The 13,893-nt window shown below is 61.9% G+C and carries 8 protein-coding genes; 7 read left to right on the plus strand and 1 reads right to left on the minus strand.

All coding sequences use genetic code 11. From position 1 onward, the window contains the following. Positions 1-77: 77 nt before the first annotated feature. The 4 genes from msrA to Q8R10_RS04655 all read left to right on the plus strand — a co-directional run bounded on the left by msrA (position 78) and on the right by Q8R10_RS04655 (position 5,265). A complete protein-coding gene (gene msrA / locus Q8R10_RS04640; RefSeq protein ID WP_305651459.1) occupies positions 78-725 on the plus strand; it encodes a peptide-methionine (S)-S-oxide reductase MsrA in 648 nt (215 codons plus the stop codon). Positions 726-791: 66 nt separating this feature from the next. Next, positions 792-1,139: a hypothetical protein gene (locus tag Q8R10_RS04645; protein WP_305651461.1), complete on the plus strand. Its 348-nt coding sequence runs from the start codon at positions 792-794 to the stop codon at positions 1,137-1,139. 127 nt (positions 1,140-1,266) lie between these two features. Beyond that, positions 1,267-2,544, plus strand: coding sequence for an HD-GYP domain-containing protein (locus Q8R10_RS04650; protein WP_305651463.1), 1,278 nt, complete (start codon positions 1,267-1,269; stop codon positions 2,542-2,544). Further along, positions 2,545-5,265, plus strand: a complete 2,721-nt coding sequence (locus Q8R10_RS04655; RefSeq protein WP_305651465.1) for a response regulator — start codon at positions 2,545-2,547, stop codon at positions 5,263-5,265. Positions 5,266-5,622: 357 nt separating this feature from the next. Here Q8R10_RS04655 and Q8R10_RS04660 read toward each other — a convergent pair whose 3' ends face one another. Further along, entirely contained in the window at positions 5,623-6,471 is an 849-nt protein-coding gene (locus Q8R10_RS04660; protein WP_305651467.1) for a 23S rRNA (adenine(2030)-N(6))-methyltransferase RlmJ, read from the minus strand. 250 nt (positions 6,472-6,721) lie between these two features. On the opposite strand from Q8R10_RS04660, the gene Q8R10_RS04665 reads away from it, so the two are divergent. The 3 genes from Q8R10_RS04665 to mscK all read left to right on the plus strand — a co-directional run bounded on the left by Q8R10_RS04665 (position 6,722) and on the right by mscK (position 13,815). Next, entirely contained in the window at positions 6,722-8,539 is a 1,818-nt protein-coding gene (locus Q8R10_RS04665; protein WP_305651469.1) for an acyl-CoA dehydrogenase, read from the plus strand. Between the two features lie 157 nt (positions 8,540-8,696). Then, positions 8,697-10,442: a potassium/proton antiporter gene (locus tag Q8R10_RS04670; protein ID WP_305651471.1), complete on the plus strand. Its 1,746-nt coding sequence runs from the start codon at positions 8,697-8,699 to the stop codon at positions 10,440-10,442. 37 nt (positions 10,443-10,479) lie between these two features. Then, positions 10,480-13,815 carry a mechanosensitive channel MscK gene (gene mscK, locus Q8R10_RS04675; protein ID WP_305651473.1) on the plus strand — a complete coding sequence of 1,112 codons (3,336 nt, stop codon included), beginning with the start codon at positions 10,480-10,482 and terminating at the stop codon, positions 13,813-13,815. The last annotated feature ends 78 nt before the right edge of the window (positions 13,816-13,893 follow it).

The raw sequence follows: 13,893 nt of genomic DNA on the forward strand, positions 1-13,893 counted from the left end.
TGCAACCCGCGCGGATAGCGGGTTGCAGCACGCAGATCGCGGCTTGAACCCTACGCTCACCAACCGAGGAAACGCCAATGGTCTTGCGCTCGCAGATTCTGCTCGATAAAAACGCCCTGCCAACCGTTGAACAAGCTCTGCCGGGGCGCAGCACGCCAATGCCGATCAGCGCGCCGCACTTCGTCAACGGCCAGCCGTTACAGCCGCCTTTTGCCGCTGGTCTTGCGCAAGCAATATTCGCCATGGGCTGTTTCTGGGGGGCCGAGCGGCGCTTCTGGCAGCAACCTGGGGTGACAGTCACTGCGGTCGGCTACGCCGGCGGCCACACGCCCAACCCCAGTTATGAGGAAACCTGTTCCGGCCTGACCGGCCACACCGAAGTGGTGCTGGTGGTGTTTGACCCGCAACAGACCAGTTACGCGGCGCTGCTGAAAGTGTTCTGGGAGTCCCACAACCCAACCCAAGGAATGCGTCAGGGCAATGACCAGGGCAGCCAATATCGCTCGGCGATCTATTGCACCAGTCCGGCGCAATTGGCCGAGGCCCAGGCCGGCCAACAGCATTTTCAGCAGCAGCTTGAGCAAGCCGGATTTGGCTCCATCACCACTGAAATCCGCCTGGCGCCGCCCCTCTACTATGCCGAGCAGTATCACCAGCAATACCTGGCTAAAAATCCCGGCGGTTACTGCGGGCTGGGTGGCACTGGGGTTTGTTTAGCGCCCTAACCCAGACCGCGAGCCAGGCCACGCCGGACTCGCACCGCCTCCACCTCGCCCGTCAAGAAGCAAAGCATGAAAAAATCCATTAAGGCGGCACTCTACTCAACCTTGATTTTCCCGGGTGCGGGCTTGTGGTGGCTAAAGCGCTATGGGTTGGCCGCCAGCTTTATTCTGCCGGCGCTGGCCATCAGCGCTTATGTGCTGCGCGCGACCATGGCCACCGCTTACCTGCTCAGCGACCAGATTGTCGAAGGCTCGCTGCCGCTGGAGGTCATGGCGCTGACCCGCGCAGTGCTACAAAGCGCGCAGCAGCTGACGTTGAACCTGAGCGGTGTCATTTGGTTGTTTATCCTCTGCTGGGGGCTCAGCGTCGCGGTTTCCTACCTGGCCGGCGACCAGCTGGACAAAGCCAACCGCTAATCGCCAGCCCCGGCGCAGCGCGTCGGAGCTTTGCGCGGTACGAACGCGCAGGGCTGCCAGCCAGCGTCTAGACTCAGGACATTGTGCCGGAGTCCTGCCGGCCGGGATGATTTGCGCAGAGGACGGCATGCCCGACGAACCGCTCTACATCAATGCTGACCAGCTGTGCATCGGCCTCTACATCCACCTCGACCGCGGCTGGATGGAGCATTCCTTTACCTTCAGCAGCTTCAAGATCAAGGACGAAAAACAGCTCAATAGCCTGCTCGCCCTCGGTTTCCCACGCTTGCGCTATGACCCCAAGCGCAGCGACTGCCGACCACTGCCCACCGCCACCAGCGCCGCGCCAGCGGTTGTCGCCGTACCCGCTGCGCCACCACCGAGCGCCGAAGAACTCGCGGCCATGCAAGCCAAGCAGGCGCGCATCGAACAGCTCAAAGCGTTGCGGCGCAACCTGGCCGAGGTGGATAAAAAATTCCAGCAGGCCAGCAACACAGTGAAAAATATTGGCCGCAACCTGCGCAGCCAGCCGCAAGAGACCCTGCGCCAAGCCGAAGAACTGGTCGAGCAGATGGTCGAAGCCATGCTCGGCGAAGATACCGTGCTGATGCACGCGCTCAACGGCAAAGCCGGTGAAGACGCCTACTTCCACTCCCTCAACGTCACAGTGCTATCGATTATGCTGGCGCGAATTCTGCAGTTTAGCCGCGAGGACACCCTGCAACTGGGTCTCGGTGCCCTGCTGCATGACATCGGCAAGCTCGACATTCCGAGCAAAATCCTGCTCAAGACCGAGCCGCTCAACAAAGCTGAGCTCGGCCTGCTGCACCTGCATTGCGACTACGGCATCAAACTGGCTGCACGCATGGAACTGAGCGAGGCGGCGCAACGGATCATCCGCGAGCACCATGAACTCAGCGACGGCAGCGGCTACCCACGCCAACTTAAAGGCCCGCAGATCAGCCCGCTGGCGCGGGTGGTATGCATCGCCAACCAGTACGACAACCTCTGCAACCCGACAAACCTGGCCGAGGCGCTGACCCCGCACGAAGCGCTCTCGAAGATGTTTACCCAACAACGTGCGCACTTCGACCCCGAGGCCCTGAAGGCGTTTATTCGCTGCCTGGGCGTCTACCCACCGGGCTGTATCATGCAACTGTCGAACGAAATGATCGGCTTGGTACTGGCCGTCAACCCGAATAAACCGCTGCGCCCGACCGTGATTGTCTATGACCCGGAGGTGCCCAAAGAGGAAGCAATCATTCTCGACCTGGAGCGCGAACCCGAGCTCAACATCAGCAAAAGCCTGCGCCCCGGCCAGTTGCCACAAGAGATCTACAATTACCTGAGCCCGCGCCAGCACGTGACCTACTATTTTGACCCACAACAAGCGACGGCCTCTTAGATGACCCAGATTTCGCCCAGTGCCATCGCCCAAGCGCTGCTGGTGCATTACGAGCAAGCGCTGCTGGTGGTCGACCCCCACAGCCTGTTGATCGTCGAAGCCAACCAGCCGGCGTGCCAGGCCCTGGGTTATAGCCGTGAAGTGCTGCTACAACTGCCGATCACCGAGGTCGAAAACTCGATTCAAGACATGTTCTTCTGGGATGACGTGCGCGCCGGGCAGATTAGCGATCTGAGCGCCGTCGACAGCCAATACAAACGCCAGGATGAGTCATTAATCAACGTCACCAAGTCGCTGCGGCAAATCCAGGTCGAGGAACACTGTTTACTGCTACTGAGCTTCCAGGATGCGACGCCGCAACAAGCCACCAGTCAGGCGCTGGAACACACCAGTTCACTGCTGTCGGCCACCTTGGAGGCCACCGCCGATGGCATTTTGGTGACCACTCTGGACGGCGGCATCAGCAATATGAACCGCCATTTCGCCCGTTTGTGGCAGATCCCCGAGGCGCTGCTGAGCGCCGGCGTCGACAGCGTCGTGTTGCGCTTCCTCGACAGCCAACTGCTCCCCGGCCAGTACGCGCTGACCGAGCTGGACCAGCATGCCTGTGACGACCCCGGTCAATTTGACATCCTGCGCCTGCACGACGGCCGCTACTTCGAGCGCCATCGCGTCCCGCTGTTTATCAATCGGCAATTACAGGGGCAGGTGTTTAGCTTTCGCGACATCACCCAACGCAAGTTCAAAGAAACCGAACTGCAACAGGCCATTCAGCAAGCCGAGACGGCTAACCGGGCCAAAAGCACCTTCCTGGCGGTGATGAGCCATGAGATCCGCACACCGATGAACGGCATCCTCGGCATGCTGGAGCTATGCCTCGATGGCCAGCTCAACGCCGAACAACGCCACTACCTGGACATGGCCAAATTCTCCGCGGACGCCTTGCTCGGCATCATCAACGACATCCTCGATTTCTCGAAAGTCGAGGCTGGCAAGCTGGAGCTCTGCGCGGAGCCCTTCGACTTCGCCGCCTGCAGCTGGGAAGCCATGCGCCTGTTGGCCGTGCGCGCCGAAGAAAAAGGCCTGGAGCTGATTCTCGACATCGACCCAGCCGTGCCCCAGCAACTGCTCGGCGATGCCGGTCGGCTGCGGCAGATACTGCTCAACCTGCTCGGCAATGCGCTCAAGTTCACCGCCCATGGCAGCGTCCGCTTGTGCCTTGCAGTCAGCTCCCAGGATGCGCACAGCAGTGAGCTGCACGGGCGCGTGATCGACACCGGGATTGGCATCGCGACCGAGGCGCAAGCCGGGATTTTTGATGCCTTTGGCCAGGCCGACAGCTCGATTGCCCATAAATTTGGCGGTACCGGCTTGGGCCTGCCGATCGCCGCCCGCCTGCTCAAATTGATGCAAGGCTGGCTGTGGCTGGAAAGCACTCCAGGCGCGGGCTCAACCTTCCACTTCAGCTTGCGCCTGCCCCACTGCGGCACCGCCAGCACGCCACAACCGCGCCCCAGCCCAGAGCAGAGCAAACAGCTACAGGGGCTGGCGGTATTAGTGGTGGAAAGCCAACCCGCGCTGCGCCAACTGCTGGAAAACTGCCTGAGCGACTGGCAACTGCAACCCATAGGCGTCGCCAACCTGGCCCAGGCGCAGGCGCTGTTGGCGCAACCACCGGCAACTTTGCCGACCTTCGGCGCAGCACTGATCAACGCGCAGCTGAGTGACGGCGACGGTTTCCAGCTGCTCGAACAGCTGCCCAAGGCGCTGCACCCGTACTGCATCATGCTGCTCAATGCCAGCCAACAAGGGCTGGGCCACCCGCGCTGTAACCAATTGGGCGTGGCCTCACTGAGCACGCCCCTGGCCAAGCCCGAACTGCTGCAAAGCCTGTTGCAGGTGCGCGGCCTGCGCAGCAACCAGCACTCACCGGCAGCCACCGACAACCATCACGAACAGCCGCTGCCATCGCTGCACGTGCTGCTGGTGGAAGACAACCCGATCAACGCCATTCTGGCCAGCAAGTTGCTCGAACGGCATCAGCACCAGGTGGTGCTGGCCGGCAACGGCAAACAAGCCATTGCGCTGATTGCCCAGCAACACTTCGACCTGGCCTTGATGGACATGTTTATGCCCGAGCTGGGCGGACTGGAAGCCACCCAACTAATCCGCGCCGCCGAGACCGACAACCGTCATCTGCCGATCATCGCCATGACCGCCAATGCCATGGACAGCGACCGTGACGCTTGCCTGGCGGCCGGCATGGACGGTTACGTCAGCAAACCGATCAATCGCCAGCAGCTCTATGCCGAAATCTCCCGGGTCTTGACCGGCAGTGGCCCAGCACCAACGCTGGCCGAGCCGGGCGCTGACACGCTGCGCGGTGTGGCGTTCAATTACGCCGCCGCGCTCAGTCAAGTTGACCCGTTGATCTTGCAGACGATTGGCGCGCCGTTTCTGCTCAGCTGCCGCAGCGACTATCTGGACAAACTGCAGTTGGCGTTGCAGCAAGGCAATGGCCACAACCTGCAGCAGACCGCCCACGCGCTCAAGGCGCTGCTCGGCAGCTTTGCCCTAACCCCGGCGCAACTCTTGACCGAACAACTGGAATACCTCGGCAAGCACGGTGAACTGGCCGACGCCGGCGCTTTACTGACGCAACTGACCGAACAGATCGAATACTTCTTGCCGCTGCTGGCACAACGCCTAAACAGCCGCTAGTAATCCAGCGAAGGCAAAACCTAAAGATCTGTACCCGTTACGTGTTGCACGCAGCTTTTGTAGGGTGGGTTAGTGGCGCAGAGCAGGGTCAGGGCATCCACCGCGCAATATGTGCGCCACGCCATCAAGCGGTGATCGGCCGGCCCCCTCTGGTGGGTTACGGCGCAACTGAATAAGCATCAGCCGATAGCCCGTGGTTCGCGCAATCCCCATGGAGGGGGTGAATGCCGCAAGCCCGCCGGCGACCCCATGGATGGGGGAGGTAGGAAAAACGCCGGGAGCGTTTTCGAGAGCGGGCGCGGCCTAACCCACCCGACAAAATCGCTCTCCAACTTATAACGGGAACATAGGCAAAGCCTAAGCCGCCGGTTTTTCCTCAATCAACCAATCACAGCGCCAGCCGCCCTGGGTTTGCCCCAGAACATTGGTCAGCCAGGGCAGCAATTGATTGAGTTCTTCTTCCAGACCCCAAGGCGGATTGGCGATGATCAGGCCCGAGCCATTCAGGCGCTGGGCATCGTCGGCCGGGTGCACATAAAGCTCAACCCGCAGCAGTTTCGGCGCGCCGGATTTCTCCAGGTCCTGATAGAAGCGCCGCAAGGTGCGCTGCTCCTTGATCGGGTACCAGATGGCAACCACCGCCTGACGCATCCGACCGATGGTTTCTTTCAGCGCCACGGCGCAGCGCTCCAGCTCATCGTCCTGCTCAAACGGCGGATCGATCAGCATCAACGCGCGCTTTTCCGCCACCGGCAGCAAGGCCCGCGGGATATGCCAGCCCTCGCCCAGGTGCACGGCCACGCGGCGGTCGCGCTTCATATTGTCTTTCAGCAGGCGGCCGTCTTCGGGGTGTTTTTCATTTAGGTGCAGGCGGTCTTGCTCGCGGCACAGTTGCCGCGCCAGCTCGGGCGAACCCGGGTAGTAGCGCAACTGGCCATCGGGGTTAAGCTCGCGCAGCACTTTCAGGTAGTCGGCGGCCAGCGCCGGGGCTTTTTTCGCCTCCCAAATCCGCGCAACGCCTTCCAGCCATTCGCCGGTGCGGGTGGACTGATCGCCCCTGAGGTCATACAGGCCAACGCCGGCATGACTGTCGAGGTAGGCAAAGGGCGCCTCCTTGCGGCTCAGCAGGGCAATCAGCCGGGACAGGGTCAGGTGCTTGAAGACATCGGCGTGGTTGCCGGCATGGAAGGCGTGGCGGTAGTTCATTGGGCAAATTCCTCGTGTCGCAGCGCGCATGCATGATCCATGCAGCGTAAAGCCGCACAGTTTAACAGCCACCGCCGCGGGCTGCGGGATTGAAACTGGCGACGCGCTTTAGCCCATTATCAACCGCTTGGATGATCCTAGGCGGCCTCCGCCGGCCGGCCTAAACTCGGGCTTATCAGCCAAGGTATGGCCCACTTCACACGGTCTGACTTCCCACTTCCCACTTCCCGTATGCATAAAGGTACGTCCGATGTCCGAGACTCTGCTCAGCGCCCGCAACCTGGCCTTCGAACTCTATGAAGTGCTCGACGCCTGCGCCCTCACCCAGCGCCCGCGTTTCGCCGAACACAGCCGCGAGACCTTCGACGCCGCCATCGGCACCGCCCGCAGCATCGCCGAAAACCTGTTCGCCCCGCACAACCGCAAAGGCGACGAGCACGAGCCGCAGTACGTGGACGGCGCCGCAGTGCTGATCCCCGAGGTCAAACCGGCGGTGGACGCCTTTCTCCAAGCCGGCTTTCTGAATGCCACTCGCGAGTTCGAGGCCGGCGGCATGCAGCTGCCCAACCTGCTGTCGCAAGCCTGCTTCGCGCATTTTCAGTCGGCCAACGCGGCGACCACCTCCTACCCCTTCCTGACCATGGGCGCCGCTAACCTGATCGAAAGCTTCGGCAGCGATGAGCAGAAAGCCCGCTTCCTGCAGCCGATGATCGACGGCCGTTTCTTCGGCACCATGGCCCTGACCGAACCGCATGCAGGCTCATCCTTATCGGACTTGCGCACCAAAGCCGAACCGGCCAGCGACGGCAGCTACCGGATCAAGGGCAACAAGATCTTTATTTCCGGTGGCGATCATCCGCTCTCCGAGAACATCGTGCACATGGTGCTGGCCCGCCTGCCGGACGCGCCGCCTGGGGTCAAAGGCATCAGCCTGTTTATCGTGCCCAAGTTTCTGGTCAAGGATGACGGCTCACTGGGCCCGCGCAACGACGTGATCCTCGCCGGTCTGTTCCACAAAATGGGCTGGCGCGGCACCACCTCCACCGCGCTGAATTTTGGTGATAAAGGCGAGTGTGTCGGCTACCTGGTGGGCAAGCCCCATGCCGGCCTCTCCTATATGTTCCAGATGATGAACGAGGCGCGCATCGGCGTCGGCATGGGCGCGGTGATGCTCGGCTACGCCGGCTACCTGTACTCGCTGGACTACGCCCGCCAGCGCCCGCAAGGCCGGTTGCCGGATGGCAAGGACGCGACCAGCCCGCAAGTGGCGATCATCGAACACGCCGATGTGCGGCGCATGCTGCTGACCCAGAAGGCCTACGTCGAAGGCGCTTTCGACCTCGGCCTGTATGCCGCCCGGCTGTTCGACGACACCCAGACCCTGGACACCGAAGATGAGCGCAAGACTGCCCTGGAGCTGCTCGACCTGCTCACCCCAATCGTCAAATCCTGGCCCTCGGAGTTCTGCCTCAAGGCCAACGAACTGGCGATTCAGATTCTCGGTGGCCACGGCTACACCCGCGAATACCCGGTGGAGCAGTATTACCGCGACAACCGCCTCAACCCGATCCACGAAGGCACCCACGGCATCCAATCCCTCGACCTGCTGGGCCGCAAGGTGGCGATGAACAACGGCGCGGCGCTTAAGCAACTGGTCAAGCTGATTCAAGGTTGCTGCCAGCGCGCCGGCCAGTTCGACTCACTCACCACGCTGCGCCAGCCGTTGGAGCAATTGTTGGCGCGCCTGTCGGTCGTCACCCTGGCGCTGCTGGGCGATCTGCTGAGCGGCAAGGTCAATCAAGGCCTGGCCAATTCCGCGCTGTACCTGAAAGTCTTTGGCCATATGGTCATCGGCTGGCGCTGGCTGGAGCAGGCGATCCGCGCCGAAGCAGGCCTGGCACTGATCAGCAACGGCCAGGGCAACCCGGCCGATGTGGCTTTCTACCAAGGCAAGCTGCAAGCCGCCCGCTACTTTCTGACTTGGGAAGTGCCCAGCTGCCACCACGAGTTAGCCATCCTCGAAGCCCGCGACGACACCTGCCTGGGCATGCAGGACGCCTGGTTCTAAACCAGGCTGAGCAGCGCATTCCGAGCCAATCACGCCCCGCCCAGTTCAGACTGTGTGGCGGGGCGTTTTTTTGACAGTCCGCTCAAGCCACAGGTTAGAATTCGGCATGCGCCCTGCATAGCAGAGCCAACCCCGTTTTTTATCTCGGAGTACGCCTGTGGACGCCAGCGCCATCAACAGCCTGTTTTTTATCGGCGCGTTGCTGGTGGTCGCCAGTATTTTGGTCAGCGCCTTCGGTTCACGTTTTGGCATCCCGATTTTGGTGGTGTTTCTCGCAGTCGGCATGCTCGCCGGCAACGATGGCATTGGTGGCATTGAGTTTGCCGACTACTCCACGGCTTATCTGGTCGGCAACCTGGCGCTGGCGATCATCCTGCTGGACGGTGGCATGCGCACCCGGGTGGAGAGCTTTCGTGTGGCCCTGTGGCCATCCCTCTCCTTGGCCACCGTCGGGGTGCTGGTCACCGCCGGGCTGACCGGCATTGCCGCCGCCTGGCTGTTCAAATTGAGCATCATGGAGGGCATGCTGATTGGCGCTATCGTCGGCTCCACCGATGCCGCCGCGGTGTTCAGTCTGCTCGGTGGCCGCGGCCTGAACCAGCGAGTCACGGCCACCCTGGAGATCGAGTCCGGCAGCAACGACCCGATGGCGGTATTTCTCACCGTGACCCTGATCGAGCTGTTGGCCAGCAGCGATCAGGCCATCGGCTGGCAACTGGCCCTGCACCTGCTGCGCGACTTTTCCATCGGCGCGGTACTGGGCCTGGGCGGCGGCTGGCTGTTGTTGCAGGTCATCAACCGCCTGCACCTGGCCAACGGCCTCTATCCGCTATTGGTAGTCAGCGGCGGCCTGGTGATTTTTGCCAGCACCAACGCGGTCGGCGGCAGCGGCATTCTGGCGATTTATCTGTGTGGTCTGCTGCTGGGCAATCGGCCGATCCGCTCGCGCCACGGCATTTTGCACATGCTCGACGGCCTGACCTGGCTGGCCCAGATCGGCATGTTCCTGGTCCTCGGCCTGCTGGTCACTCCCCACGAACTGCTGCCGATCGCCTTGCCGGCCCTGGCCCTGGCCCTATGGATGATTCTGTTCGCGCGGCCACTGTCGGTGTTTCTCGGGCTGATGCCGTTTCGAGCCTTCCACGACCGCGAGAAAGCCTTTATCGCCTGGGTCGGCCTGCGCGGCGCGGTGCCGATCATTCTCGCGGTGTTCCCGCTGATGGCCGGCTTGGCCAATGCCCAATTATTTTTTAACGTGGCATTTTTCATCGTGCTGGTCTCGCTGGTCTTGCAAGGCACCAGCCTGCCCTGGGTGGCCAAATGGTTGCGGGTCACGGTGCCGCCCGATCCGGCGCCGATCTCCCGGGCGGGCCTGGAGATCCACCCCACCAGCGAGTGGGAGTTGTTTGTCTATCGCCTGGGCGCCGAGAAATGGTGCATTGGCGCGCCGCTGCGCGAGTTGAAAATGCCCGAGGGCACCCGCATCGCCTCCTTGTTTCGCGGGCAAAAACTGCTGCACACCTCGGGCAGTACCCGGCTTGAAGCCGGCGATATTCTCTGCGTGGTCGGCCACGAACATGATCTGCCGGCGCTGGGCAAACTCTTTATCGAGGCGCCCAAACGCGGCCAGGATTTGCGCTTTTTTGGCGACTTTATTCTCGAAGGCGATGCCCAGCTGGGCGCGGTCGCCGCCCTGTATGGCCTCAAACTTGAGGGTGCCGAAGGGCAGTTGCACCTCGGCCGCTTTATCGCCCACCAGATCGGCGGTCAGCCGGTGATCGGCGACCAGGTGGAGTGGAATGGCCTGACCTGGACTGTTGCGCTGATGGATGGGAACAAAATCCGCAAAGTCGGGGTCAAGTTTCCTGAAGGTGGGCGCCCCGGCCCCGGCCTATTCCTCTAAACTCCCCACTCTTTCAAGAGCCTTACGAAGCGCCACCATGCCCTCTTTTTTGCGTAATCTTTTCGTTGCCACCCTGCTCGGGCTTTGCCTGTCCATTCAACCCGCGCAAGCAGCAGAACTGCCGTCCAGTGCCCAGCTGCAAAGCACGCTGGACAGCCTAGCCGAGCGCAAACTGCCGGAAGCCGAGCAAAAGGCGCTGCAGAAGACCCTTGAGCAAACCCTGAGTTTTATCAATCAGGCCGACGCCAGCAACAAGGCGCTGGCCCAGCTGAAAATCCAACTGGCCAGCGCGCCGCAGCAGATCAACGACGCCCAACGTGAGCTGGCCCGCCTGCAGGCCAGTCCCGCCAAACCGGTGGCGCAGCGTTATGGCAGCGCCCCCGCAGCGCAACTGGAGGAGTTGCTGAGCAAGCGCAGCAGCCAGCTGAGCGGCTGGCAAGCAGCGCTGAGCGACGCCAATAGCCTGCTGATCACCTCGCAAACCCGGCCGGAACGCGCCCAAGCGGAAATCAGCAACAGCCAGATCCGCCTGCAGGCCATCAGCAGCCAGCTCAAAAATGGCAAAGACAGCGGCAAAGTCAGCAGCCCCGAGCAGCGCACTTTACTGCTGGCCGAACAAGCCGCATTGAATGCCCAGTTACTGCTGCGTCGCAGTGAACTGGCCGGCAACAGCCAGTTGCAGGATATCGGCAGCAGCCAGCGCGACCTGCTGACCGCGCGGATTACCCGCAGCGAGCAGGAAACCCGTGAGTTGCAGACGCTGATCAACGACAAGCGCCGCCTGCAGTCGGAAAAAACCGTCGCCGAACTCTCGGCCGAGGTGCAGAACGCCGGCGCCGGCAGCGTGCTGGCCAGCGAAAGCGCGGCCAACCTGAAAATTTCCGACTATTTGCTGCGCACCACCACGCGCCTCAATGAGCTGACCGAACAGAACCTGCAAACCAAGCAACAACAGGACAACCTCAACCAGAGCGATCAGGCCCTGGACGAACAGATCAGCGTGCTCAAGGGCAGCCTGCTGCTGGCCAAAATCCTCAACCAGCAAAAACAGGCGCTGCCGCAGATTCGGGTGGAAAAAAACCTCGCCGATGAAATCGCCGATATCCGCCTCTATCAGTTCGAACTGGGCCAGCAACGCGAAAAAATCAGCAGCCCCAGCCTGTATGTCGATCAGCTACTGGCCAGCCAATCCGCCGAACAGGTCACCCACGAGCTGCGCAAAGCCCTGCTGGAACTGGTGCTTAGCCGCAGCGCACTGCTGGAGCAGTTGAACCGCGAACTCAATGAGCTGCTCAACCAGTCGATCACCCTGCAACTGAGCCAGAAGCAGCTGCAAAGCACCGCGAAAACCCTGCGCACCACCCTCGACGAGCAACTGTTCTGGATTCCCAGTAACAAACCCCTCGACCTCGCGTGGCTGAAACAAATACCGCACCAGCTGGAACGCCAATTCGGCGCCATCCCCTGGGGCTCGGCGGCCAAAGAGCTGTGGGCCGGGCTGATCAATCAACCCTTGCTGTTTCTGCCGCTGCTGTTGCTGATCGGCGTGCTGCTGTGGAAGCGCAGCTACCTGTACCAGAAGCTTGACGAGCTGCATCAGGACATTGGCCATTTCAAGCGTGACAGCCAACTGCACACGCCCCTGGCCTTGCTGTTGAACCTGCTGCTAGCACTGCCGGTCGGACTGTTTTTGGCGCTCTGTGGCTTTGCCCTGCAAATCGATGCCCGCGGCCAGAACGCCAGCCTCGGCGCCGCACTGATGCAGATGGCCGAGACCTGGATGCTGTTCTACACCACCTACCGGATACTCAGCCCGGGCGGGGTGGCCGAACTGCATTTCCGCTGGAACCGCCCGCAAGTGGCCTTTTTGCACTCCAAGGTGCGCCTGCTCGGCCTGATCGTCATGGCCCTGGTGGCGGTGAGCACCGTGGCCGAACACCAGCAAGACGTCCTCGACAAGGACGTGATGGGCATCGGCATCGTGCTCACCTGCTTCTTAGGGATGGCCTGGCTGCTGACCAAAATGGTCTTCAGCGACCCCGTCCGCGAACACGCATCCCCCTTGCGCCAAGCCATAGGTATAGGTTTTATCGCCTTGCCGCTATGCCTCAGCGTGGCCGTGATGCTCGGCTACTTCTACACCGCACTGAAGCTCAGCGACCGGCTGATCGAAACCCTCTACCTGCTGATCGTCTGGCTGATGATCGAAGCCACCTTCGTCCGCGGTCTGGGCGTCGCGGCGCGGCGCTTGGCTTACCAGCGCGCGCAGAGCAAACGTCAGGCACAGGCCAAAGACGGCGCCGATGGCAGCGAGGCCGGCGAAGAGCCAGCCCTGCATATCGACCAGGTCAATGAGCAGTCCTTGCGCCTGATCAACTTGGCCCTGTTCGGTCTGTTTCTCGCTGGCCTGTACTGGGTGTGGGCCGACCTGATCAGCGTGTTCGCCTACCTCGACAACGTCACCCTCTACGAGTATTCCAGCGGCACCGGCGATACCGCCAGCATGGTGCCGATCAGCCTCAGCGACCTGCTCGGCGCCCTGGTGATCATCGTCATTTCCGCCGCCCTGGCGCGCAACCTGCCGGGCCTGCTTGAGGTCTTGGTGCTGTCGCGACTGAACCTCGGCCAAGGCAGCGCCTACGCCACCACCACCCTGCTGTCCTATGCGATTGCCGCCCTCGGTTTTGTCGCCACCCTGTCGACCCTCGGGGTCAGCTGGGACAAGCTGCAATGGCTGGTCGCCGCCCTGTCCCTGGGCATTGGTTTCGGCATGCAGGAGATCTTCGCCAACTTTATCTCCGGCCTGATCATTCTGTTCGAGCGCCCGGTACGCATCGGCGACACCGTGACCATCGGCGCGCTGTCGGGCACCGTGAGCCGGATTCAGATCCGCGCCACCACCATCACCGATTTCGACCGCAAAGAAATCATCGTGCCGAACAAGACCTTCGTCACCGATCAGCTGATCAACTGGTCACTGACCGACACCGTGACCCGCGTGGTACTGAACATCGGCCTAGCCTACGAGACCGATCTGCCGCTGGCGCGCAAGCTGATCATGGCCGCCGCTCAGAGCAACGTGCGGGTATTGCGCGAGCCTGAGCCGCAGCTGTTCTTCGTCAATATCGGCCCCAGCGCCTTCAACTTCGACTTGCGTATCCATGTGCGCGATCTGGGCGATCGCCTGCCAGCCAGCGACGAACTGCTCAGCGAGATTGTCGAGCGCTTCCGCGAGCACAAGGTGGAGATGGCCTTCAACCAGATGGATATCTTCGTCAAGAACCTGCAAGGCCAGGAGGCGCAGCTGGGTAGCACTCAGCAACCCTTGGCTGCCCTGCCGAAAGCCGCCGCCGAGCCCGGCGACGACGCCTGAGTCTGGACGCCGACCGGTAACTCCTAGGCCACGTCCGTTCCTGACGGACGCACGGCATTTCCCACGTCCATGTGGGTC

Origin of the sequence: Pseudomonas sp. (assembly GCF_030698175.1) — a bacterium.
In the GTDB taxonomy this organism is placed as follows: Bacteria; Pseudomonadota; Gammaproteobacteria; order Pseudomonadales; family Pseudomonadaceae; genus Aquipseudomonas.